Raw genomic sequence first — 21,468 nt, forward strand, 5'->3', positions numbered from 1 at the left:
TCTTTTAAGGACTATATCAATGGCCGATCATCGCTTGCGCTTGGGTGTGAATATCGATCACGTGGCAACAGTGCGCAATGCACGCGGGGGGGCTGTGCCTGATCCGGTGCGTGCGGCCGTTTTGGCGCAAGAAGCCGGAGCGGATGGGATCACCGCGCATTTGCGCGAAGATCGCCGCCATATCGTGGATGCGGATATCGATGCGCTGATGGCGCAGCTTTCGGTGCCGCTGAATTTTGAGATGGCCGCAACCGAGGAAATGCAGAAAATCGCGCTGCGCCACAAACCCCATGCGGTTTGTATCGTGCCGGAAAAGCGTGAAGAGCGCACCACCGAAGGCGGGCTTGAAGTTGCGCGCGAAGAAAACAAACTGGCACATTATATTGCGCCTCTGCGTGAGGCAGGCTGCCGGGTGTCGATCTTTATCGCAGCAGATCAAAAACAGATCGAAGCCGCGCACCGCATTGGCGCCGAAGTGATTGAACTGCACACCGGTGCCTATTGTGACGCCCATGCAGAGGGTGATTTTGCCACCCGTGACCGGGAGCTGGAAGCGCTGCGGGAGATGTCTGCTTTTGCGCACTCGCTGGGGCTTGAGGTGCATGCGGGTCATGGGTTGACCTATGATACCGTGCAGCCCATTGCGGCCTTCCCTGAGGTGCGCGAACTTAACATCGGTCACTTCCTGATCGGTGAGGCAATCTTTGCAGGCCTAACCCCCGCCATTCAGGAAATGCGCCGCCTGATGGATGACGCGCGAATATGATCGCGCCTGATATCACCTTTGAGTTTGTAGCCATTTGGATTGCGTGGATCATGGCGGGGGGGTCTCCGGGCCCTGCCACCATGGGTATCGCGGGAACTGCTATGAGTGCAGGCCGCCGTCCGGCGTTGGCCTTTGCTCTTGGTATTCTCGCGGGCTCTGCAAGTTGGGGGATTGCCGCGGCACTTGGGTTATCAGCAGTAATGCTGGCCAACGCCTGGATGTTTGAAGTGTTACGCTATGCAGGGGCAGCTTACCTAGGCTGGTTGGCGCTTAAAGCTCTCAAACGCGCCACGGCCAAAGAGACAAAGCCTCTTGGTGATACATCCTTCGCGGGCAGCTACAGTGCGCTGTTTGCAAAAGGCGCGATGATTCACCTGACCAATCCCAAGGCGATTTTGGGATGGGGGGCAATTTTTGCCATCGTGGCACCGGAAAATGCCAACCCGGCGACGTTGTTTACCTATTTCGCGTTGTTCTACATGGGCTCCATCCTGATCTTCTTGGGCTATGCGCTGCTGTTTTCCTCGGATCGTGTCGTGCGCGGCTACCGCCGCGCGAGCCGATGGTTCGATCTCGCTTTTGCGGGCTTTTTTGGCTTGGCAGGCTATAAAATACTGACCGCAAGACTTCAGGGGTGACACGATATCATGATCCTCGGCGTGGGAACTGATCTGGCCAATATCGAACGGATTGAACGCACGCTTGCGCGGTTTGGTGATCGGTTCAAGAACCGTGTTTTCACCGATATTGAACAGAAAAAGGCGGAGCGGCGGCTGGATGTGGCAGGCACCTACGCCAAACGCTGGGCCGCCAAAGAAGCCTGCTCCAAGGCGCTTGGGACAGGCTTGCGTATGGGGATCGCCTGGAAAGACATGGCGGTGTCAAATCTGCAGACAGGGCAGCCGGTGATGCATGTTACAGGCTGGGCCAAAGAGCGGCTTGATCAGATGACGCCGCCGGGCCATGAAGCCCATATTCACGTGACGCTGACCGATGATCATCCATGGGCGCAGGCCTTTGTGGTCATCGAGGCGCGACCATTAAACCGTGGTGAATTGGCCAGCAGAGCTTGACTCGCGCCAGTAGGCTGCGCATGTAGCCACGGACCAGATTTTAGAACTTGGAGAGCCTTATGGCCGCCAAAGCGAAGACCCAGAATGCAATCGTCGAGACAATCAAGACTATTGTGTATGCCTTGCTGATTGCAGGGGTGTTTCGGACCCTGTTCTTTCAACCATTCTGGATCCCGTCGGGGTCGATGAAAGAAACCCTGCTGATTGGGGATTTTCTTTTTGTCAACAAGATGGCCTATGGCTATTCTTATGCCTCTTGCCCGACCGTGCGCCTGGCGCGTTTCGGCGTGGAAGTGGATGCAAAAGACATCTGTGGCTTCCTGGATGGGGACAACAGCCGCATCCTCGGCGATGAGCCTGAGCGCGGTGATGTGGTTGTATTCCGTCACCCGGTGCATGGCGCTGATTTCATCAAACGTGTTGTTGGTCTGCCCGGAGACACCGTTCAGGTGAAAAACGGCGTATTGTTCATCAATGGTGAAGCGGTGAAATTGGAAGACGACGGTGTGTTCACCGAGCTCTTTGAACCCCAGGGCCCGCAACGTTCTGCACCACGCTGTGAAAACGCGCCCGTGGGCCGCGGCGGTGAATGCACCAAATCGCGCCAGCTGGAAACCTTTCCGGGGCAAGATAAATCCCACGCGATCCTGAATATCGGCAACCAGTCGATGGATCACACCGGTGTCTATCAGGTTCCCGAAGGGCATTTCTTCTTTATGGGTGATAACCGCGATAACTCCACCGACAGCCGTTTGCCGCAATCTGCGGGTGGTGCCGGGTTTGTGCCGTTCGAAAACCTGATTGGCCGCGCGGATCGCATCATGTTCTCGTCTGCTGGCCGCTCCATGCTGTTTTTCTGGACCTGGCGCTCAGATCGTTTCTTTAAGGCGGTCAATTGAGACTTTCAAAAGAACTACGCGCGTTTGAACAACGCATCGGACATCAATTCAACCGCCCTGAACTTCTGATGCGGTCGGTGACGCATGCCTCTATGTCGTCACCCACCCGTGAAGATAATCAGCGGCTTGAGTTTCTGGGCGACCGGGTACTTGGCCTTGTGATGGCCACAGCCCTGCTTGAGGCAGACAAAGGTGCGTCTGAGGGCCAGCTCGCCCCACGGTTCAACGCGTTGGTGCGCAAAGAAGCCTGTGCCGAAGTGGCCCGCGAGATCGACATCGGCGCAGTGTTGAAGCTTGGCCGGTCGGAAATGATGTCCGGTGGCCGTCGCAAACAGGCTTTGCTTGGCGATGCGATGGAGGCGGTGATCGCTGCGGTCTACAAAGACGCAGGCTTTGAGGCCGCGCAGGCGTTGATCCTGCGGCTTTGGGGCAATCGTATCCATACGGTCGAAGATGACGCGCGTGATCCCAAAACCGCGCTGCAGGAATGGGCGCAGGCGCGTGGGCAAAATCCACCAAGCTATACAGAGGTTTCGCGCACTGGTCCCGATCACGCACCGGTTTTTATCATTGCGGTGCACCTTGATGATGGCCGCACGGCGCAGGCACAAGCTGGGTCCAAACGCCACGCCGAACAGGCCGCCGCCCGGCTTTTGTTGACCGAGGTTGAGGGCGCTTAGCCCTCAGGTGACGCGGATATAGCCCGCTAGCCCGGTTTTCTGGTGCTCAATCACATGGCAATGGAACGCCCAGTCGCCAGGATTGTCTGCCACCAATGCAATATCGATGATCTCATCTTTCAGCAGCAGCGCCGTGTCGGTCCAAAGCGGCGGCAGTTGTCGCAGGTTGGAACGGATCGGCCGAAACACAAGACCATGCAGGTGGATCGGGTGCAGATTGGGGCTCTCATTGCGCAGTCTGAGTACGTAGCTTTTGCCGCGCTCCAAGGTGGCAAGCGGCCCAACTCCTTTGGCGGCATCCCCAGCCCAGGGCGTGCGATTGATCGACCAAAAACTATAGCCAAGTGATCCACAATAGCCGTCATTGGGGGCATCGCCTTCGGGGGTCCAGCCAAAGATAAATTCATGTAGCTGCGCATTTTGCAGGTCGGGAATAGCTACAGGGTTCTCAGCCAGCGGTTTAAGCTCCATCAGGCTGCGGTTCAAGGATCCACCCGTTGCCCGCAAACGCGCCATCACATGATTTGGCCGGCCGGGCAGTTCGGCAAATAGCTGCACGGTTTCGCCTTCGATGCGCGGCATTTCAACGGCAAAATCAACTCTCTGGCCAGGGCCAACCAGCAGCGGATCAGTTTCTGAAGGCAGCGTTACGGACTGGCTGACCGGGTGCCCGTCCCAGGCAATGATGCGTGCCTTGGCGGCGCCAAGGTGCAGGCGATACATCCGGGTTGTGTCGGTGTTGACCACACGCAGGCGCACCAAAGCGCCACTGGGGTGATCATATACAGGTACATCCTGCCAATTTGCAGTCAGCACATTGCCATGCGTCCCGCCACGCGCAGCTCCGCGTGCGGTATAATAGGGCAGAAACTGCCCGTCCTCTTTAAGGCGGAAATCGCGCAGGTTGATCACCTGATCGCCGTCAAAACCGGCGTCTTCGTCTTCGTCGATGACCATCACCCCGGTGAGACCATGCGCCATCTGCGCCATTGTCATGCAATGAGGATGATACCAATAGGTTCCGGCATCGGGTGGGGTGAACTCATAGAGGAAGGTTTCACCTTCCCCGATGGGCATCTGGGTCAGATAGGGCACCCCATCCATCTGGTTGTCTATTCTAAGCCCATGCCAATGCATTGCCGTATAATCAGGCGTTGCATTGTGAACCGCCAGCCGCATCGGCACGCCACGTTTGCCGCGAATGACTGGCGGTGGAGCATCTGGGCTCAGGCTCACCATATCCAGCGTGGGCGTGCCTCTGAAATGATAGCTGGCGCGCTGGATCTTTAGATCCTGCGTTGGGGCAGCCATCAGCCGGGTTGCAAATGGCGCGGCCAGCGCGGCTCCTGCAGCGCTGATCAGGAAATCGCGACGTTTCATATCACCGTCTCCGTTTGGTATCGTCGGCTTGGTAGCGATGTCGCGCCTGGCTGATGGGGTGGAAATATTCTCTCGCACTCAACGGCAATAGGCTATGATACATGCAGTCGCAGTCATATGAATTGCCCTCTGGCTCCTTTGGGCAATCTCCTGTATGGCTGCATCGCTTTAGACAGGATCACACCACTATGACCACACGCGCGGGCTTTGTTGCCCTGATCGGCGAACCCAATGCAGGTAAATCCACCCTGACCAATCTGATGGTTGGGGCGAAGGTCTCAATTGTGACCCACAAGGTGCAGACCACGCGGGCCCGTATTCGTGGCGTTGCGCTCGAAGGGGATGCGCAGCTGGTGTTTGTTGACACGCCCGGTCTGTTTAAACCGCGCCGTCGCCTTGATCGCGCTATGGTCGCTGCGGCCTGGGGCGGTGCGGCAGATGCGGATGTGGTGGTCTTGATGATAGAGGCCCACCGCGGTGTGACCGAAGGGGTGGAACGCATCCTTGAAGGGCTCGAAGAGATCGGCCAGGGCCGCACCATCGCGCTTGCGATCAACAAGATCGACAAGGTCGAAGCACCGGATCTTCTGGCGCTGACCAAAGATCTGAATGAACGCTACGCCTTCGCTGAAACCTTCATGATCTCGGCGGAACGCGGCCATGGGGTTGAGGCGCTGCGCACATGGCTCGCCAATGAGCTGCCCGAAGGACCGTGGCTTTACCCCGAAGATCAGATTGCCGATCTGCCCATGCGCATGATCGCGGCGGAAATGACCCGCGAAAAACTGACCCTGCGCCTGCATCAGGAGCTGCCCTACCAGCTGACAGTGGAAACCGAAAACTGGGAAGAGCGCAAAGATGGCTCTGCCAAGGTGGATCAGGTGGTCTATGTGGTGCGTGATGGCCACAAAGGCATCGTGCTTGGCAAACGCGGCGAAACCATCAAGGCGATCGGCCAGGCCGCGCGCATTGAACTCGAAGAATTCATGGGCCGTAAAATCCACCTCTTCCTGCAGGTGAAAGTGCGCCCCAACTGGCTCGAAGAATCAGAACGCTACTCCGAGATGGGGCTGGATTTCAAAGACGGCAATTGAGGCACCAAAGCTTCTTCACCTTTTTTCAAATACTCCCGCCGGAGGCTTCCGTAGGCTCAACTTGGGCTGACAGAACGTAAAGGATGCGACATGGCCCGCCTCACTGCTGAATTTTGGGTACAGGCCTATCTGGCGCGGCTGCGGTTTCAGGAGATCCCTGCATTTGTCACCGCGCATGGTGATGACACTGCGGGGGCGGTTCTGGTCAAGCTCAATACGCTGGATGGTCAGGCACAGGCGTTTCACCGCACCTATGATCTGATGAGCGGCGCGCGCACCTGGGATGAATTGGCCAAAGGTGATGAGCGCGATGTGGATGCATCTATCCGGCGGCAACAGGAGTTTGATCCTGACCTTTGGGTGATTGAAGTCGAGGATCGCGGCGGGCGTCACCTGTTGGATGAGCCGGGGCTGGAATAAGCACTCAGGTGCTGTATTCCCCCTCAAAGCAGAGATGCTCTATATCGAAACGCTGTAGCTTTTCGTCAATGAAACGAAACCCGAACTGTGATGTGCAGCCATCCCCGGTGGTGGCCGTTGCAATCAAGGTTGTACCACTTGTGCCGAGATTGATCCGAATAAATGTCAGTTTGCCGTAGTCTTGTGCAAGGCGGTCGAATTCATTCTGAAGCGTGTTCAAAGGCACGACCGCTTTGGCGTCGTCCGTGAAATATTCATAGGCTGCGGAAAAGTCACGCTGTACCAGCAGATCCACGAACTCTTGCGCCAGCGCTTTTTCCTGTCGGCTGAAAAACTGCGTTGATCCCCAGATAAGCGCGCCAAATACAACAAGAATGGCAATCGTTTTTGCAACCAGCCACAGAAGCTTTTTGACGAGGTTCAAGGAAACATCCTATTTGTGGTGGGCCGGGTATAGGTAGATGGCCGCGCACCGGGGCGCAGCAAGGGTACAGGAGACCTACACTTCATGGAATGGCGTGATCAAGGCATATTGCTCAGCACGCGCCGCCATGGGGAAAGCGCAGCAATCATTGATGTTTTTACCCGCGATCATGGCCGCCATGCGGGTGTTGTCCGGGGTGGTGCCGGGCGCAAGCTTGGCCCTATATTGCAGCCGGGCGCGCAGCTTGATCTGGCATGGCGCGCGCGGCTTGAAAACCATCTGGGCAGCTACACGGTAGAACCTTTGCGCAGCCGCACCGTGGCGGCCATCTCTGATCGTCTGGCGCTGTCTGGGTTGAATGCAGTCACCGCGCTTTTGACCTTTTGCCTTGCTGATCGCGAACCGCAGCCCGAGCTCTATGAAAACACCGAATTCCTGCTCGATCTCTTGGATAAGCCCGAAATCTGGGCGCTGGCCTATGTGAAATGGGAGCTGCAACTGCTGGAGGTGACGGGCTTTGGCCTTGATCTGGAACGCTGCGCCGTAACCGGAATGATGCAGGATCTCATCTATATTTCCCCCAAAACCGGCCGCGCCGTGTCGCGCGACGGGGCGGGGGAATGGGCAGACCGCCTGCTGCCCCTTTCGCCAGTGTTGCGCGGTGTCGGGCGCGGAGATCATGCTGAAATCAGCGACGCGCTGCAGACCACCGGGCATTTCCTGACACATCACCTTGCGCCATCGCTTGGCAATCAGGCGCTGCCTATACAGCGCGCGCGGTTTCTGGAGGCGTTTAATCGCCCGCGCTAAACACCATTTCACGCCCATCTTCATGGCGCAGGATCAGCGTGGCCCCTGCGATTTCTGATTGTTGCATCGATTGCAGCGCGGACAGAAATTCAACCTCAGCCCCAAGATTCGGGCAGGCGCGTTCTGTTAGGATAAGTTGCGTCACCTCGAACCACGGGTAAGGGGCCGTATTCAGTCCGTTAAACTGGTTACAGGGCGCATCCCCCCTGAGCGCACCACCTTCGAGAAACTCTAGGGTCATGGGGGCAGAAACAGCTGTGCCGTTCAGCTCTTGTAGTCGCCAGGTTACATCTGCGGCGCCATAGGCAGATACGGTTTCATCGCGCATACAGCCCGAGATGAGTAACAAGGCGATCAAGGCGCGCATTGGCATTTCCATTGATTGAACGGTTTCGCTCAATTTAACCTAGTGCGTAGGATTTGCCCAAGGTTGGTTTTGTTTTCGGCTGCCCAAAACAGAACACGGCACCAACAAGGGTTGGTGCCGGAAAAAACGCCCGGCACCGTAGCAACGGGCCGGGTCACAGTTGGGGATCGGTTTAGGCCAGCAGACGGCGCGCAATTACCTGCGCCTGGATCTCTGCTGCACCTTCAAAGATGTTGAGGATCCGCGCATCACAGAGCACGCGGGAGATCTTGTACTCCAGCGCAAAGCCGTTGCCGCCGTGGATCTGCAGACCATTGTCCGCCGCAGCCCAGGCCACGCGCGCACCAAGGAGCTTTGCCATGCCCGCTTCAAGGTCGCAGCGACGGCCGTGGTCTTTTTCCCAGGCCGAGAAATACGTCAGCTGGCGCGCCACCATGATTTCCACCGCCATCATAGCGATTTTTGACGAAACCCGCGGAAATGCGATCAGGCTTTTGCCGAACTGCTTACGCTCTTCGGCGTATTGCAGCGCGATATCCAGCGCAGATTGCGCCACGCCAATGGCACGGGCTGCGGTCTGGATGCGCGCGCTTTCGAAGGTCTCCATCAGCTGTTTAAAGCCTTTGCCCTCTTCGCCGCCCAGAAGGTTTTCCCCTTTGACCTTAAAGCCATCAAAGCCCAGCTCATATTCCTTCATGCCGCGATAGCCGAGCACTTCGATTTCCCCGCCGGTCATGCCGGGTGTTGGGAACGGATCTTCGTCGGTGCCGGGGGTCTTTTCCGCCAGAAACATCGACAGGCCCTTGTGGTTGTCGGTTTCAGAATCAGTCCGTGCAAGCAGCGTCATCACATGGGTGCGGGCCGCATGGGTGATCCAGGTTTTATTGCCGGTGACTTCATAGTCGCCATCGGCGTTTTTCACTGCCCGTGCGCGCAAAGAGCCAAGATCAGAACCGGTGTTTGGTTCGGTAAATACCGCGGTGGGCAGGATTTCAGCTGAGGCCAGACGGGGCAGCCAGCTTTCTTTCTGCGCATCCGTGCCACCAGCAAGGATCAGTTCCGCTGCAATTTCCGACCGGGTGCCAAGCGAGCCAACACCAATATAGCCGCGTGACAGCTCTTCGGAGACCACACACATAGAAGCCTTAGACAGGCCCAGACCACCAAACTCTTCTGGGATGGTAAGGCCAAAGACACCCATTTCGCCCAGTTCCTCGATGATTTCCATCGGGATCAGCTCATCTTTCAGGTGCCATTCATGGGCGAATGGCTCAACCTTCTCTTGCGCATAACGACGGAACTGCTCGCGGATCATCTCGAGCTCTTCTTCGAGACCGGAATTGCCAAACATGATTGCGGCCTGGCCCTGTTCCTGGATCAGCTCGACCAGTCGGGAGCGCGCCGCAGAAGAGTTGCCAGAGGCGATCAGGGTCTGCACTTCGGCGGTTTGCAGCGCGGCCTGAGTATCAGCACCAAGGCCGAGATCCTGCAGGCGGATGATTTCACCCTGGTTCATCTGGATGCCGCCCGAGATCTGCGCCAGGTATTCGCCAAATGCGATCTGGTGCAAGAGCTGCTCCATCTCGCCGAATTTGCCTTCGCCTTGTAGCGCTTCGGCCCAACGCTGCATTTGGCGCAGCGAATACACATAGGTTGCCAGCCAGGACAGACCATGCGCGGCATATTGGTGTTGCTCAACCAGTTTGCCAGATACGCGACCCTCAGCAGAAACCTGCGTTTTGATGGTCTCGGTGGCGGTGCCCAACAGGGCATCCAGCGGTGCAATTGTTGCTCCGGTCAGTGTGAGCAGATCCGGCAGAATGGTCGGGGTCATGGCGATGTCCTGTCCATCATGTGGCATGAATCATATCCTTTCTCGGCTGGCCCCTTTGGTAAATCACTTTGCAGGTGCAGCGCAACAAAAATTCACACAGTGCAGTATTTTGGTTTCAAAATTGCGCGCCTAATTCGCGCGTGCAGCAAGTCAAGGATATGATACAGAGTTCATATGGATATTTTTATTTCTCTTATGTCGCCAACATATTGGGTGGCTGCTTTTGTCGTGGCGTTGGTGGCAGGCGCGGTAAAGGGCATGGTTGGATTTGCCCTGCCGATGATCCTGATTTCGGGTCTCAGCTCTTTTATTGCGCCGGAATTGGCGCTGGCCGGGCTGATTTTCCCCACCCTGATTACAAACGGTATGCAGGCCATGCGGCAGGGACGTCGCGCGGCCTGGGAGTCGATGAAGCGGTTTCGTTTGTTTCTTTTGATTGGGCTGTTCTGCCTGTTGATCTCGGCCCAGATGGTGCGGGTTCTGCCGCAGGAAGTCTTGTTGTTGATCATTGGTGTGCCGGTGATGGCGTTTGCGCTGATGCAGATTGCCGGGCGCAATATTGTGCTCAGCAGTGCCAATCGCCGGGTTGAGGCGTCTGTTGCTGCCTTTGCCGGGCTGATCGGTGGGGTATCAGGTGTTTGGGGGCCGCCAACGGTGGCCTATCTGACCGCGCTTGGCACCGAGAAAACCGAACAGATGCGGGTGCAGGGGGTGATCTATGGGCTTGGTGCGATTGCATTGCTCTTTGCCCATATTGGTTCGGGCGTTGTGCGGGCTGAAACGGCCCCGTTTTCTGTGGCAATGATTGTGCCCGCGGTCTTGGGTATGTGGATCGGGGGGCGTATGCAGGACCGGATTGATCAGGCGCTGTTTCGCCGTGCCACCTTGTGGGTGCTGCTGATTGCCTCGGCCAATCTCATCCGCCGCGCGCTTATGGGATATTAAGGAGAACAACAATGGTGATGCAGTGGGATCAACTACTGAATGCGGGCTGCCTGTGCCGCCCCACCTATGAACATCAGCCGCAGCGCCCGTTCTATCAGCAAGACTATGACCGGATCCTGTTTTCCGAACCGTTCCGGCGGCTGGCGCAGAAAACCCAGGTGCACCCGCTTTATGACAATGATCATGTGCACCACCGGATGATCCACTCGATGGAAACCTCAAGCGTGGGGCGCTCTTTGGGGATGGAAGTGGGGCAACGCCTGGTGGATCTGGGCCGTTTGCGCGAGGGTCAGCAGTATCAGATGGCGGGCGTGGTTCAGGCCGCCTGTCTGGTGCATGACATCGGCAATCCACCGTTTGGCCATTCCGGCGAAGAGAGCATCGGCGACTGGTTCGCCAAGCAGTTCCGTTTTGACACCGGGCTCGCGAGCGGCATTGCCACCCCGCAGCGGGCCGAGTTCGAAGCCTTTGAAGGCAATGCGCAGGGGTTTCGCATTGTCTCCAAACTTGAAATGGCGCGCCGCGACGGTGGTATGCGGCTGAGCTATGCAACGCTTGGTGCCTTTGCCAAATATCCCTGCACAGCCGAGGCCAAGGCCCTGAGCACGGAAAACTATGTGGGCCTCAAAAAGTTTGGGGTGTTTCACGGGGAACAGACGCTGTTTGCCGAGGCCGCCGAAGCCTTGGGCCTGCCACAAGAAGGCACCGGGGGCACGCGCTGGTGGCGGCGTCACCCGCTGGCCTTTCTGGTCGAGGCGGCTGATGACATCTGCTACCGCATTCTGGACATTGAAGACGCGGCCACCGTTGGGGACCTCGATCGTGACACGGTGACGGAGCTTTTGGAGCAGATCACCGGTAAGCCCAACGATCCCCGCGCCAGCGAGATGAATATCAAAGACCGCGTTGGCATGTTGCGCGCATTGGCGATTGGTTCCTCCATTCAGGCGGCGGTGGATGCCTTTGTTGAAAATTACGACGCCATTATGCTGGGTGAGTTTAACGATGGGCTGATGGAGGTCTCCGCCAAGGCGGATGCGTTCAAACAGCTGAAGGAACTTTCCAACAATCGAATCTTTGTGGCCCGCCGCAAGACCGAGCTGGAAGTTCTTGGCCGCCAGGTGCTCCATTCTATCCTTGATCACTTCCATGAGCTGTTTGTTGATCTGCGCGCCTGTGACTGGGAGCAAGAGCGCTTTTTGCAGCAACATGGCTATTGGGCCAAACTCATCCGTGCGGTGGATCTGGATCTGCGGGGGGTGAACGACGCCTATAGCGCAGCCCACGCGCTGGGGGATTTTGTCTCTGGCATGACGGATCGCTATGCGGTGCGGGTACGGGATATGGTGACGGGCACGCTCTGATCCGATCACACACTGATCCGATCACACATTAAAGTGCACAAAACAAAAAACCCCGGCCACAATGGCCGGGGTTTTTTTGTGTTTACTGTAACGTGCCTTAGCCGATGGCAGAGGCTTTTACGTCTTCGTCGATGTAGGGCAGATACTGCTCAAAGTTGCTGGAGAACATCTGAACCAGTTTCGCAGCCTGCGCATCATAGGCTTCTGGGTTGTCCCAGGTGCGGCGCGGATCCAGCAGAACTTCTGCAACACCCGGTACGGTCACCGGTACATCAAAGCCAAAGTTTGCATCCTTGCGGAACTCTGCTTCTGCGAGCGAGCCATCCAGCGCTGCGGTCAGCAGTGCGCGGGTTGCCTTGATCGGCATACGCGAACCGGTGCCATATGCGCCGCCGGTCCAGCCGGTGTTCACCAGCCAGCAGGTTGCACCATGCTCAGCGATCTTTTCACGCAGCAGGTTGCCATAGGCTTCGGGGCGACGCGGCATGAAAGGTGCGCCAAAGCAGGTGGAGAATGTTGGCTCCGGCTCGGTCACGCCGCGCTCGGTTCCAGCCACCTTGGAGGTGAAGCCAGACAGGAAGTGATACATCGCCTGCGCCGGGGTAAGGCGCGCGATCGGAGGCAGAACACCAAAGGCATCACATGTCAGCATGATGATGTTTTTCGGGTGACCACCACGGGCGCTCTCGGATGCATTGGAGATGTAATGCAGCGGGTAGGCGCAACGCATGTTTGCGGTCAGGCTGTCGTCGTTGAAATCCAGCTCTTTGGTTTCCTCGTCGAACACCATGTTTTCAATCACGGTGCCGAACTTGGAGGTGGTTGCAAAGATCTCAGGCTCAGCTTCCGCGTTCAGGTTGATGGTCTTGGCGTAGCAGCCACCTTCAAAGTTGAAGGTACCGTTGTTGGCCCAGCCGTGCTCATCGTCACCAATCAAAACGCGGTTCGGATCGGCAGAGAGGGTGGTTTTACCGGTGCCTGACAGACCAAAGAACACAGCTGCGTCAACCGGGTTGCCTTTGGCGTGGTTGGCGGAGCAGTGCATCGGCATGATGCCTTTTTCCGGCAGCAGGTAGTTCAGCAGGGTGAAGACAGATTTCTTGTTTTCACCGGCGTATTCAGTACCACCGATCAGGATGAGCTTTTTGTCAAAGTTCATCGCAATCACGGTCTCGGAGCGGCAGTTGTGCTTTTCCGGGTTCGCCTGAAAGCTGGGGCTGTTGATGACGGTAAAGTCCGCCAGGAAGCCATCCAGATCTTCACGATCGGGGCGGCGCAGCAGGTGACGGATGAACAGGTTGTGCCATGCCAGCTCAGTTACCATACGCACGTTGATCGCATGTGCCGGGTCAGAACCGCCCACGAGATCCTGAACAAAGAAGTCTTTGCCCTTCATGTGCTCAAGCATATCGGCGTGCAGCGCGTCAAAACCCTCGGGGGTCATCGCGGCGTTGTTTTCCCACCAAATGCTGTCTGCCACGCTGTCAGTTTTGACCACGTGTTTGTCTTTTGGGGAGCGTCCGGTGAACTTACCGGTGGTGACCAGAAACGCACCGCCATTGCCCAGGGTGCCCTCGCCGCGCTTGATCGCTTCTTCGATCAGAGCCGGTTCCATGAGGTTGTAATAGACATTTCCGAGACCCTCGACGCCCTGATCTTCGAGGCGGAATTGCGGGTTAACCCGACCGTATGTCATGCTGATTGTCTCCTGTAGCGGCGAAACGGCATGGAATAAATCCATGCATGGGGGCAGAAATTAATTGGAAACTTGTTCCAGTGCGACGGGTCTTAACACGATGGTTTTGGGGAAGAATAGCGTCCTTTCGTCCAGTTAGCGCCACCAGTATGACCTTTAGCGCCATCATGGGCGAAATCTCGCAAACAATGATCCCCATAGGAAATTTTGCGCACGGTCAAGCAACAGTTTGTAAGGTGTTTGTGCATCACAATCGGCCAAACAATTGCCTGATTCGTTAATGGGGATTGATTCGTGCCCCCAGAACGGCGAAGAAGGATAAAAACCCAAATAACGAGCAGATTAGGGGCAAATCCCATGTCAAAGATTGCACTGGTCGATGACGACAGAAATATCCTCACCTCGGTGGCCATGACGCTGGAAGCCGAAGGATTTGAGGTCGAAACTTATAACGATGGTCAGGCTGCGCTGGACGCATTCAATAAAAAACTGCCGGATATGGCGGTTTTGGATATTAAAATGCCGCGTATGGATGGGATGGATCTGCTGCAACGCTTGCGCCAGAAAACCCAGATGCCGGTGATTTTCCTCACCTCCAAAGATGATGAAATCGATGAGGTGCTGGGCCTGCGCATGGGCGCTGACGATTATGTGAAGAAGCCGTTTTCACAGCGTCTGCTGGTGGAGCGGATTCGCTCGCTTTTGCGGCGTCAAGAGGCCGTGAGCGGTGAGACGGTAGCCACAACTCCAGAGACAAAAGTGATGGAGCGCGGCAACCTACGGATGGATCCGCTGCGCCATGCGGTGGCGTGGAAGGGTCAGGATGTATCGCTGACCGTGACCGAATTCCTTTTGTTGCAGGCGCTGGCGCAACGTCCCGGATTTGTCAAAAGCCGCGACCAGTTGATGGATGTGGCTTATGATGATCAGGTCTATGTGGACGACCGTACCATCGACAGCCACATTAAGCGGTTGCGCAAAAAGATGCGCAGTGTCGATCAGGATTTTTCTGCCATCGAAACACTCTATGGTATCGGTTATCGTTACAACGAAGAGTAAGACCTAATCTTCGGGACCAGGGGAGGTGCATGCCAATGCGTGACAGCGGTGTGACCGAGAGCCGTAGCTCAGAGGATGTTGTGCTTGGGGATGACTGGATCGCCCCGGCCACATCTGTCGAACAGGAATTGCAGGCCAAACGCGCGCGGCGGAGCTTTTTATCGCTGCGTTCATCTCCGTTGACCCGCAAGATCATTACACTCAACCTGATTGCAATCACCTTGCTGGTTGCAGGCGTCCTGTATTTGAGCGCGGCGCGCGACAGCCTCGTATACAAGAGCGCGGTGACACTGATGTCCGAAGTGTCATTGGTCGCCAATGGTTTTGAATTGCAGATCCCCAGCAGCGGCGCGGTAAACCTTGCCACCGCTGATGGGATTGATGTGGAACAGACCCTATCGCAGCTCGATCTGCGCGAAGGGGTCAACGCTTTTGTGTTTGACAGCCAGGGCAGCCTGATCGCGCAGACACGCGGCGAGCACGGGGTGCAAACTCTTGCAACCGATGGCGATTTCGGTGCGCGCAATACAGTGATTTCGGATCTGCTGGCACGTGTCTGGGAAACGGTTGGTGGGGTCTTTGGCAGCACCGATAGCGCGGCACCAGCACCGCTGGCCCAGCAGATTGAACAGCTGGCGCGCTCGTCGATGGCCGATGCCTCCCTGCGCCAGACCGCCTTTGATACACCGGATGGGCGCCTGTTTTCTGCCGTCGCCCCCATTCATCAGGGCGAACATCTGGTGGGTGTTGTTGCCCTTGCATCCCCTGCGGGTGAGGTGGATCAGCTTGTTCGGGCCGATCGTGAACGGGTTCTGCAGCTGTTTGTTGTGGCGCTTTTGGTTTCTGTCGGGTTGAGCCTGGTGCTTGCGTCCACCATTGCCAACCCGCTCGCCGATCTGGCCGAAGCGGCCGAGCTTGGCCGTGACCGGGATACGCGCAAATCAAAATCGGGCCGCATTCGTATTCCTGATCTTTCCGCGCGCCCGGATGAAATCGGCCGCCTCAGCCGCGCGCTGCGCGGTATGGTCAAAGCGCTCTACAATCGGATTGACGGCAACGAACAATTTGCCGCTGATGTCGCCCATGAGATCAAAAACCCGCTGGCCAGCTTGCAGTCGGCTGTGGGCACGTTGCGCATGGTGAAACGTGACGATCAGCGTGAAAAGCTCATGGATGTCATCGAACATGATGTGCGCCGACTTGATCGTCTGGTCAGTGACATTTCAAATGCTTCGCGTCTGGATGCGGAACTGGTCAAGGAAGAGGAAGAGGAGTTCGATCTTCTGACCATGCTGGGCAATCTCAACCAGTTTCTGGGCGAGGACGCGCGCAAAAAAGGCATCGATTATATCTCTGATCTACCGAACGAACCGATCCGCCTGCATGGACTTGAGGCGCGTCTGGCACAGGTTTTTGTCAATCTGATCACCAATGCGATTTCCTTTTGCGAAGAAGGGGATGCGATCCGGGTTTGGGCGCGTCGCCGTGACAATCGGGTGCTGGTGGTTGTCGAAGACACGGGCCCCGGCATTCCGGAACAGGCGCTCACGAAGATCTTCAAACGGTTCTATTCGCAACGCCCAGAAGAGCATTTTGGCAATAACTCTGGCCTCGGGTTGGCGATTTCCAAACAGATCGTGGAATCGCATGCGGGGGTGATCTGGGCTGAAAACATTCGCCCGACCGAGGCGGATGTCACATCCGAACCTTTGGGAGCCCGCTTTGTCGTGGGCCTTCCGATCTGATCCAATGGCAAGGCTGCTCCAGCACGGCAGCTGCGTTGCCTATCGTGGAAAAGCACTGCTGATCATCGGTGCATCCGGCAGCGGAAAGTCGGGCCTAGCGTTGCAGCTGATGGCCTATGGCGCGCAGCTGGTTGCGGATGATCAGGTCCTGCTTGAGCGCGTGCAGGACACTTTGATTGCATCCGCGCCTGCAGCTATCCAGGGCCTCATTGAGGCGCGCGGAGTTGGCATTTTGAAAGGCCAGCCATGCGCCAGAGCAACGGTTTGCGCAATTGTGAATATGGATGTCGTAGAAAGTGAACGTTTACCGCCCAAGCGGTTCATGGACGTGCTATCGCTGGACATACCACTTTTTCACAAGGTGCAATCGCCCGTGTTTGCACCGGCCCTGCTGCAATTTCTGAAAGACGGAGCACTTGATCCCGATGAACACCCGTGATGCGACGCCTCTGAAAATGGTTCTGGTCACCGGCCCGTCTGGGGCAGGGCGGACAACCGCAATCAATGTGCTCGAAGATCTGGGATATGAGGCGATTGACAACCTGCCACTTAGTCTGCTTCCCGCGGTGGTCGATGGCGCGCCGGGGGATCGACCGCTTGCGTTTGGGATGGACAGTCGCAATCGTGACTTTTCGCCCGATGCATTGCTTGAGGCCATCACCCTGATTGCGCAGCGCGATGAAGTGGAGCTGAACGTTCTTTATATGGATGCCCGCGCCGAAGTGTTGCTGCGGCGTTTTTCGGAAACCCGGCGCCGACACCCGATGGCACCTGCGGAATCACCCGAAGTGGGCGTGCAACGCGAGCTTGCATTGATGGAGAATATCCGCGCACGGGCTGATATCCTGCTCGATACTTCTGAAATGAATGTGCATCAGGCGCGCGAAGAGATTGAGAACCTCTTTGCGCCCGACGGCCGGAGCCTTGCGGTATCAATTCAAAGCTTTTCTTACAAAAAAGGCGTGCCCTATGCGGCAGATCTGGTGTTTGATTGCCGCTTTCTCAATAATCCCTATTGGGTGCCGGAACTGCGCGCGTTGAACGGGCGCGATCTGGCGGTGCAGGACCACGTGCGCGGCGACCCCCGATTCCCTGAATTCTTTGATCGTGTTGTGGATATGGTGCAATTCTTGCTGCCAGCCTACCGCGAAGAGGGGAAAGCACATCTCTCGATTGCATTTGGGTGTACGGGGGGGCAACATCGTTCCGTTACATTGGCAGAAACCTTGGCCAAGGCTCTTGCAGAAAATGCGCCGCAGGTGTCAATTAGACATCGCGAGCTGTGAAGCTAGCGTGAAGGAAAAGAGGCCGCGTTGATCGGGATAGTAATTGTTGCACATGGTGGATTGGCACGGGAATACCGTGCTGCGGTGAAGCATGTTGTAGGGCCGTTGCCGTCTCTGCAAACAGTAGCGATTGGCCCGGAAGACGATCGTGCAGAGAAACAGGATGAGATCTGCGCCGCTGCGAATATGGTCGACACTGGTGAAGGCGTTGTGGTGGTAACCGATCTCTTTGGTGGATCACCCTCCAATCTTTCATTGCGGGCCTGCCAGCCATCAAACCGGCGTATTCTATATGGGGCCAATCTGCCGATGTTGATCAAATTGGCCAAATCCCGCCACCTGCCGGTTTCAGACGCGGTTCGCCGTGCGCTGGAGGCCGGGCGCAAGTATATCAACAGCCAGAATATAACCCCTGAAGGGGAGCAGACTCAGTAGATGGTTCAAAAAGCACTCAAAATTGTAAACGAAAAAGGTCTGCACGCGCGGGCTTCTGCCAAGCTTGTAGAGGTGGTGGATGGCTTTGATGCCAGCGCAGAAGTGTCAAAAGATGGGCTGTCTGCGTCTGGCGACAGTATTATGGGTCTTTTGATGTTGGCAGCCTCAAAAGGAACGACTATTGACGTCGAGACTTCGGGTCCGGATGCGACGGCCCTCGCCGATGCTTTGGAAGCACTCGTTGCTGACAAATTTGGCGAAGGTTTCTGACCACTGGCCCCGGCCTGAGAAGACGGGAACGACGAAATTGGCGGACACCGCGCACGACAATACTGGGAGCAGAGCTCCGGCGGAAGCCAGCACCGGCGAGGTCTATGACCGTCGCACGCTGACCTATGCGAATTCTTTTGATGACCGCCGGACGTCGCTGACGATCAAAGCCATGGAATGGCTGACCGGTAAGTTCACGATCCTGAGGATGGTCAACAAGTTCGAAAAGCAAAACGCCATTTACCGCGGTCAGCGGTTCTGGCGCGGCGCCTTGAACGTGATGGGAATCGATCTGACCACACCCGAAGAGCAGATCAACCGCATTCCCAAAGAAGGCCCGGTTGTGGTGGTGGCAAACCATCCGCATGGCATGGTGGATGGCATGATCTTTGCCGATATCATCGGCCGCGTGCGCGAGGATTACCGCATTCTCACCCGCTCGGTGCTGACTGGCCTCGATGAGGCGGCAACCTCGTTCATGATTCCGGTGCCCTTTCCGCATGACCCAGAAGCACAACGCAAAATGGTCGAAATGCGGGCAAAGGCCATGGCCCACTTGAAAGAGGGCGGTGTTGTTGCACTGTTCCCATCGGGTGTTGTGAGCTCATCTGACAGCTGGTTCGGCCCGGTCATCGAACGGGAATGGAACGTCTTTACTGCACAGCTCATTCGCCGTTCTGGCGCACGGGTGGTGCCGATGTTCTTCCCAGGGTCAAATTCGCGCTGGTATCAGATTGCCAGTCAGGTATCGCCGACCCTGCGCCAGGGCTTGCTCTTGCATGAAATCGTGCGTTCCTGCAACAAACCGCAGGCACCGGTGGTTGGTGATCCGCTGACCGACGAAGAGATGGAGAGTCTGCACAGCGACCCACGCGGATTTATGGCCTGGTTGCGCGAACATACGCTGGCGCTGGGTGCAAAACGCAGCTGACGCAAGCGGCGACATCTGAGAGTTTAAAAAAGGCGGTGGCATCAAAACCACCGCCATTTGTCTATCAGCGGGTTGGGACGGGTGTGTCGCCACGATAATCGTAAAAGCCGCGCTGCGTTTTGCGGCCAAGCCAGCCTGCTTCAACATATTTGGTCAAAAGCGGGCAGGGGCGGTATTTGGTGTCGGCCAGCCCGTCGTGCAGCACATTCATGATCGCAAGACAGGTGTCCAGACCGATGAAATCCGCAAGCTCCAGCGGACCCATCGGGTGGTTCGCGCCCAGCTTCATCGACAGGTCGATCGATTCCACATTCCCAACCCCTTCATACAGGGTGTAGACCGCCTCGTTGATCATCGGCATCAGAATACGGTTCACGATAAAGGCGGGGAAATCTTCGGCGCTGGCAGCGGTTTTGCCCAGCCGGTCCACTACTGTTTTACAGGCCTGAAAGGTCTCTTCATCGGTGGCAATACCGCGGATCAATTCCACCAGCTGCATCACCGGAACGGGGTTCATAAAGTGGAAACCCATAAACCGTTCGGGGCGGTCTGTACGACTCGCCAGACGGGTGATGGAAATTGACGAGGTGTTCGACGTCAGAATCGTTGTGGGCTTCAGGTGTGGCAGCAGGTCTTCAAAGATGGCCTGTTTAACGGTTTCGCGCTCTGTTGCCGCCTCGATCACCAGATCTGTGCCACCAACATCAGGCAGGCTGAGCGAAGGGCGAATGCGCTTGATTGCGCCATCCAGATCCGCCTGCGTGATCTTCTCTTTGCTAACTTGGCGCGCCAGGTTTTGCTGGATCTGGCTGATGGCCGCATCCAGTGACTGCTGATTTACGTCATTTAGAACAACATCATAGCCTGCAAGCGCCATAACATGAGCAATCCCATTGCCCATCTGGCCTGCGCCAATAACCCCAACGGATTGAATGTCCATTCTCGCACTGCCTTTCTGGTTTACTGAGCGGGATAGTATCGACGCCCGCAGGCCCCGCCAAGAGCGATCCTATGCGATTTTATACAAATGCACCCATTAGCGAATTTGCAATGGCTCGCCTTTATTCTGACATTTAGGTGAGCTGAGTGGATAAGATGAGCAACGCAAAGGGTAGTGCGGCCATGCAACGCGCAGAAACGTGTCATTTCGGGGATTCCAAACTCTCGGTCCGTGGGCCGGTGCGGGAATTGGATCAACCCTATATGGCCTTTCTCGGCAGCACCGAAGTTTATGGCCGCTTTATTGATACGCCGTTTCCAGAAGATGTGGAAACACTGCTGCAGATGCCTTGTGTGAATTTTGCTGCAATCAACGGCGGGCTCGACAGCTATATCTTTGATCCAACCCTGCGGGAAATGGCGGCAGGGGCTGATATCGCCGTGGTGCAGGTGATGGGGGCGCAGAACCTCTCAAATGAATTCTACAAGGTGCATCCACGTCGCAATGATCGGTTTCTGATGGCGCATGATGCCTTGCTGGATCTTTACCCTGACGTTGATTTTACCGAATTTCATTTCAACCGGCATATGCTCAACCACCTTGAAGAGCTCTCATCCAGCCGGTTTTTGCAGGTGAAAGAACATGTGCAATCTGTTTGGGTCGCGCGGATGCAGGCGCTGATTGCTGATCTGCATGGTGATACTGTGCTGTTGTGGCTGCAATATAGCGCCAAACAACCTGCGGGTCTGGTGCAGGAACCGGTTTGGGTTGATCGCTCCATGGTGGATGCGCTGCGCTCGAATGTGGCGGATGTGTTTGAGCTACAACTGGCAACCGCGCAAGAGGCGGATGACTTTGCCGGGATGGCGATCGGGAAATCGGATCTTGCGGCGGCGCGGGTGACCATTGGCCCACGGGAGCAGCACCGGATTGCCTGCGCTTTGGCCACACGTATTCTTCAGGTTCTGGAATGAAAAAGGCCCGCGCTTGCGGGCCTTTTGTTTGTGTCTTTTGGCTGGCTTAGCCGAGCTTTTCCGCGAGCTCAGGCAC

At 56.6% G+C, this 21,468-nt stretch carries 24 protein-coding genes; 18 read left to right on the plus strand and 6 right to left on the minus strand.

Features of this window, described 5'->3' with window-relative positions:
- Positions 1 to 19: 19 nt before the first annotated feature.
- The 5 genes from GG681_RS05945 to rnc are packed head-to-tail and all read left to right on the plus strand — an operon-like array spanning position 20 to position 3,418.
- Positions 20 to 766, plus strand: coding sequence for a pyridoxine 5'-phosphate synthase (locus tag GG681_RS05945; protein ID WP_153546060.1), 747 nt, complete (start codon positions 20 to 22; stop codon positions 764 to 766).
- Entirely contained in the window at positions 763 to 1,404 is a 642-nt protein-coding gene (locus GG681_RS05950) for a LysE family translocator (protein ID WP_153546062.1), read from the plus strand. The genes GG681_RS05945 and GG681_RS05950 overlap by 4 nt, the downstream gene beginning before the upstream one ends.
- Before the next feature lie 9 nt (positions 1,405 to 1,413).
- On the plus strand, positions 1,414 to 1,839 hold the full coding sequence (gene acpS / locus GG681_RS05955) for a holo-ACP synthase (protein ID WP_153546064.1): 426 nt from the start codon (positions 1,414 to 1,416) through the stop codon (positions 1,837 to 1,839).
- Positions 1,840 to 1,898: 59 nt separating this feature from the next.
- Positions 1,899 to 2,738 carry a signal peptidase I gene (lepB, locus tag GG681_RS05960; protein WP_153546066.1) on the plus strand — a complete coding sequence of 280 codons (840 nt, stop codon included), beginning with the start codon at positions 1,899 to 1,901 and terminating at the stop codon, positions 2,736 to 2,738.
- Positions 2,735 to 3,418 carry a ribonuclease III gene (gene rnc, locus GG681_RS05965; protein WP_153546068.1) on the plus strand — a complete coding sequence of 228 codons (684 nt, stop codon included), beginning with the start codon at positions 2,735 to 2,737 and terminating at the stop codon, positions 3,416 to 3,418. The genes lepB and rnc overlap by 4 nt, the downstream gene beginning before the upstream one ends.
- A gap of 3 nt (positions 3,419 to 3,421) precedes the next feature.
- On the opposite strand, the gene GG681_RS05970 is transcribed toward rnc, so the two are convergent.
- Positions 3,422 to 4,798 (minus strand): multicopper oxidase family protein, encoded by a 1,377-nt coding sequence (locus tag GG681_RS05970; protein ID WP_153546070.1) that lies wholly within the window; start codon positions 4,796 to 4,798, stop codon positions 3,422 to 3,424.
- A gap of 188 nt (positions 4,799 to 4,986) precedes the next feature.
- On the opposite strand from GG681_RS05970, the gene era reads away from it, so the two are divergent.
- Both era and GG681_RS05980 read left to right on the plus strand, forming a co-directional pair.
- Complete coding sequence (era, locus tag GG681_RS05975; RefSeq protein WP_153546072.1) at positions 4,987 to 5,892, plus strand: GTPase Era; 906 nt, start codon at positions 4,987 to 4,989, stop codon at positions 5,890 to 5,892.
- Positions 5,893 to 5,982: 90 nt separating this feature from the next.
- Complete coding sequence (locus tag GG681_RS05980) at positions 5,983 to 6,312, plus strand: DUF1491 family protein (RefSeq protein ID WP_153546074.1); 330 nt, start codon at positions 5,983 to 5,985, stop codon at positions 6,310 to 6,312.
- 4 nt (positions 6,313 to 6,316) lie between these two features.
- Here GG681_RS05980 and GG681_RS05985 read toward each other — a convergent pair whose 3' ends face one another.
- On the minus strand, positions 6,317 to 6,736 hold the full coding sequence (locus GG681_RS05985) for a hypothetical protein (protein WP_153546076.1): 420 nt from the start codon (positions 6,734 to 6,736) through the stop codon (positions 6,317 to 6,319).
- An 84-nt stretch (positions 6,737 to 6,820) separates the two neighbouring features.
- On the opposite strand from GG681_RS05985, the gene recO reads away from it, so the two are divergent.
- Positions 6,821 to 7,546 (plus strand): DNA repair protein RecO, encoded by a 726-nt coding sequence (gene recO / locus GG681_RS05990; RefSeq protein ID WP_153546078.1) that lies wholly within the window; start codon positions 6,821 to 6,823, stop codon positions 7,544 to 7,546.
- Here the strand turns inward: recO and GG681_RS05995 are convergent.
- Together GG681_RS05995 and GG681_RS06000 are read right to left on the minus strand one after the other, a co-directional pair.
- Positions 7,530 to 7,913, minus strand: a complete 384-nt coding sequence (locus tag GG681_RS05995) for an META domain-containing protein (protein WP_235899741.1) — start codon at positions 7,911 to 7,913, stop codon at positions 7,530 to 7,532. The two genes, recO and GG681_RS05995, sit on opposite strands and share 17 nt — an antisense overlap.
- Positions 7,914 to 8,085: 172 nt before the next feature.
- Positions 8,086 to 9,774, minus strand: a complete 1,689-nt coding sequence (locus tag GG681_RS06000; RefSeq protein WP_153546080.1) for an acyl-CoA dehydrogenase family protein — start codon at positions 9,772 to 9,774, stop codon at positions 8,086 to 8,088.
- Positions 9,775 to 9,921: 147 nt separating this feature from the next.
- Between GG681_RS06000 and GG681_RS06005 the strand changes: the two genes are divergently transcribed.
- Positions 9,922 to 10,692, plus strand: coding sequence for a sulfite exporter TauE/SafE family protein (locus tag GG681_RS06005; RefSeq protein WP_153546081.1), 771 nt, complete (start codon positions 9,922 to 9,924; stop codon positions 10,690 to 10,692).
- Between the two features lie 17 nt (positions 10,693 to 10,709).
- Positions 10,710 to 12,056: a dGTP triphosphohydrolase gene (gene dgt / locus GG681_RS06010; RefSeq protein WP_153546175.1), complete on the plus strand. Its 1,347-nt coding sequence runs from the start codon at positions 10,710 to 10,712 to the stop codon at positions 12,054 to 12,056.
- Between the two features lie 97 nt (positions 12,057 to 12,153).
- On the opposite strand, the gene GG681_RS06015 is transcribed toward dgt, so the two are convergent.
- Positions 12,154 to 13,752, minus strand: coding sequence for a phosphoenolpyruvate carboxykinase (locus GG681_RS06015; RefSeq protein WP_153546083.1), 1,599 nt, complete (start codon positions 13,750 to 13,752; stop codon positions 12,154 to 12,156).
- 357 nt (positions 13,753 to 14,109) lie between these two features.
- On the opposite strand from GG681_RS06015, the gene GG681_RS06020 reads away from it, so the two are divergent.
- From GG681_RS06020 to GG681_RS06050, 7 genes are read left to right on the plus strand one after another with little or no spacing between them, the layout of a single operon-like run.
- Positions 14,110 to 14,811, plus strand: coding sequence for a response regulator transcription factor (locus GG681_RS06020; RefSeq protein ID WP_153546085.1), 702 nt, complete (start codon positions 14,110 to 14,112; stop codon positions 14,809 to 14,811).
- 35 nt (positions 14,812 to 14,846) lie between these two features.
- Positions 14,847 to 16,556, plus strand: a complete 1,710-nt coding sequence (locus GG681_RS06025) for a sensor histidine kinase (protein WP_153546177.1) — start codon at positions 14,847 to 14,849, stop codon at positions 16,554 to 16,556.
- Between the two features lie 4 nt (positions 16,557 to 16,560).
- On the plus strand, positions 16,561 to 16,995 hold the full coding sequence (locus GG681_RS06030; RefSeq protein WP_153546088.1) for an HPr kinase/phosphorylase: 435 nt from the start codon (positions 16,561 to 16,563) through the stop codon (positions 16,993 to 16,995).
- Positions 16,982 to 17,842, plus strand: coding sequence for an RNase adapter RapZ (gene rapZ, locus GG681_RS06035; protein ID WP_153546090.1), 861 nt, complete (start codon positions 16,982 to 16,984; stop codon positions 17,840 to 17,842). The genes GG681_RS06030 and rapZ overlap by 14 nt, the downstream gene beginning before the upstream one ends.
- Positions 17,843 to 17,869: 27 nt before the next feature.
- Positions 17,870 to 18,277, plus strand: a complete 408-nt coding sequence (locus tag GG681_RS06040; protein ID WP_153546092.1) for a PTS sugar transporter subunit IIA — start codon at positions 17,870 to 17,872, stop codon at positions 18,275 to 18,277.
- A complete protein-coding gene (locus GG681_RS06045) occupies positions 18,278 to 18,547 on the plus strand; it encodes an HPr family phosphocarrier protein (protein ID WP_153546094.1) in 270 nt (89 codons plus the stop codon).
- A gap of 37 nt (positions 18,548 to 18,584) precedes the next feature.
- The gene (locus GG681_RS06050; protein WP_235899744.1) at positions 18,585 to 19,478 is read left to right on the plus strand and encodes a lysophospholipid acyltransferase family protein; all 894 of its coding nucleotides are present in this window, start codon (positions 18,585 to 18,587) and stop codon (positions 19,476 to 19,478) included.
- 64 nt (positions 19,479 to 19,542) lie between these two features.
- Here the strand turns inward: GG681_RS06050 and GG681_RS06055 are convergent, their stop codons facing one another.
- Positions 19,543 to 20,418: a 3-hydroxybutyryl-CoA dehydrogenase gene (locus GG681_RS06055; RefSeq protein ID WP_153546098.1), complete on the minus strand. Its 876-nt coding sequence runs from the start codon at positions 20,416 to 20,418 to the stop codon at positions 19,543 to 19,545.
- A 155-nt stretch (positions 20,419 to 20,573) separates the two neighbouring features.
- Between GG681_RS06055 and GG681_RS06060 the strand changes: the two genes are divergently transcribed.
- Positions 20,574 to 21,392: a DUF6473 family protein gene (locus GG681_RS06060; protein WP_153546100.1), complete on the plus strand. Its 819-nt coding sequence runs from the start codon at positions 20,574 to 20,576 to the stop codon at positions 21,390 to 21,392.
- The last annotated feature ends 76 nt before the right edge of the window (positions 21,393 to 21,468 follow it).

The organism is Tritonibacter aquimaris, from assembly GCF_009617595.1.
In the GTDB taxonomy this organism is placed as follows: Bacteria; Pseudomonadota; Alphaproteobacteria; order Rhodobacterales; family Rhodobacteraceae; genus Epibacterium; species Epibacterium aquimaris.

Coding starts and splice junctions, on each gene's coding strand:
- GG681_RS06060 (WP_153546100.1), top strand. CDS start 20,574: ATGAGCAACGCAAAGGGTAGTGCGGCCATGCAACGCGCAGAAACGTGT.
- lepB (WP_153546066.1), top strand. CDS start 1,899: ATGGCCGCCAAAGCGAAGACCCAGAATGCAATCGTCGAGACAATCAAG.
- GG681_RS06000 (WP_153546080.1), bottom strand. CDS start 9,774: ATGCCACATGATGGACAGGACATCGCCATGACCCCGACCATTCTGCCG.
- GG681_RS06055 (WP_153546098.1), bottom strand. CDS start 20,418: ATGGACATTCAATCCGTTGGGGTTATTGGCGCAGGCCAGATGGGCAAT.
- GG681_RS05945 (WP_153546060.1), top strand. CDS start 20: ATGGCCGATCATCGCTTGCGCTTGGGTGTGAATATCGATCACGTGGCA.
- acpS (WP_153546064.1), top strand. CDS start 1,414: ATGATCCTCGGCGTGGGAACTGATCTGGCCAATATCGAACGGATTGAA.
- GG681_RS06005 (WP_153546081.1), top strand. CDS start 9,922: ATGGATATTTTTATTTCTCTTATGTCGCCAACATATTGGGTGGCTGCT.
- recO (WP_153546078.1), top strand. CDS start 6,821: ATGGAATGGCGTGATCAAGGCATATTGCTCAGCACGCGCCGCCATGGG.
- GG681_RS06030 (WP_153546088.1), top strand. CDS start 16,561: ATGGCAAGGCTGCTCCAGCACGGCAGCTGCGTTGCCTATCGTGGAAAA.
- GG681_RS06015 (WP_153546083.1), bottom strand. CDS start 13,752: ATGACATACGGTCGGGTTAACCCGCAATTCCGCCTCGAAGATCAGGGC.
- GG681_RS06020 (WP_153546085.1), top strand. CDS start 14,110: ATGTCAAAGATTGCACTGGTCGATGACGACAGAAATATCCTCACCTCG.
- GG681_RS05980 (WP_153546074.1), top strand. CDS start 5,983: ATGGCCCGCCTCACTGCTGAATTTTGGGTACAGGCCTATCTGGCGCGG.
- dgt (WP_153546175.1), top strand. CDS start 10,710: ATGCAGTGGGATCAACTACTGAATGCGGGCTGCCTGTGCCGCCCCACC.
- GG681_RS06045 (WP_153546094.1), top strand. CDS start 18,278: ATGGTTCAAAAAGCACTCAAAATTGTAAACGAAAAAGGTCTGCACGCG.
- GG681_RS05950 (WP_153546062.1), top strand. CDS start 763: ATGATCGCGCCTGATATCACCTTTGAGTTTGTAGCCATTTGGATTGCG.
- GG681_RS05970 (WP_153546070.1), bottom strand. CDS start 4,798: ATGAAACGTCGCGATTTCCTGATCAGCGCTGCAGGAGCCGCGCTGGCC.
- GG681_RS06025 (WP_153546177.1), top strand. CDS start 14,847: ATGCGTGACAGCGGTGTGACCGAGAGCCGTAGCTCAGAGGATGTTGTG.
- era (WP_153546072.1), top strand. CDS start 4,987: ATGACCACACGCGCGGGCTTTGTTGCCCTGATCGGCGAACCCAATGCA.
- rapZ (WP_153546090.1), top strand. CDS start 16,982: ATGAACACCCGTGATGCGACGCCTCTGAAAATGGTTCTGGTCACCGGC.
- GG681_RS05995 (WP_235899741.1), bottom strand. CDS start 7,913: ATGCGCGCCTTGATCGCCTTGTTACTCATCTCGGGCTGTATGCGCGAT.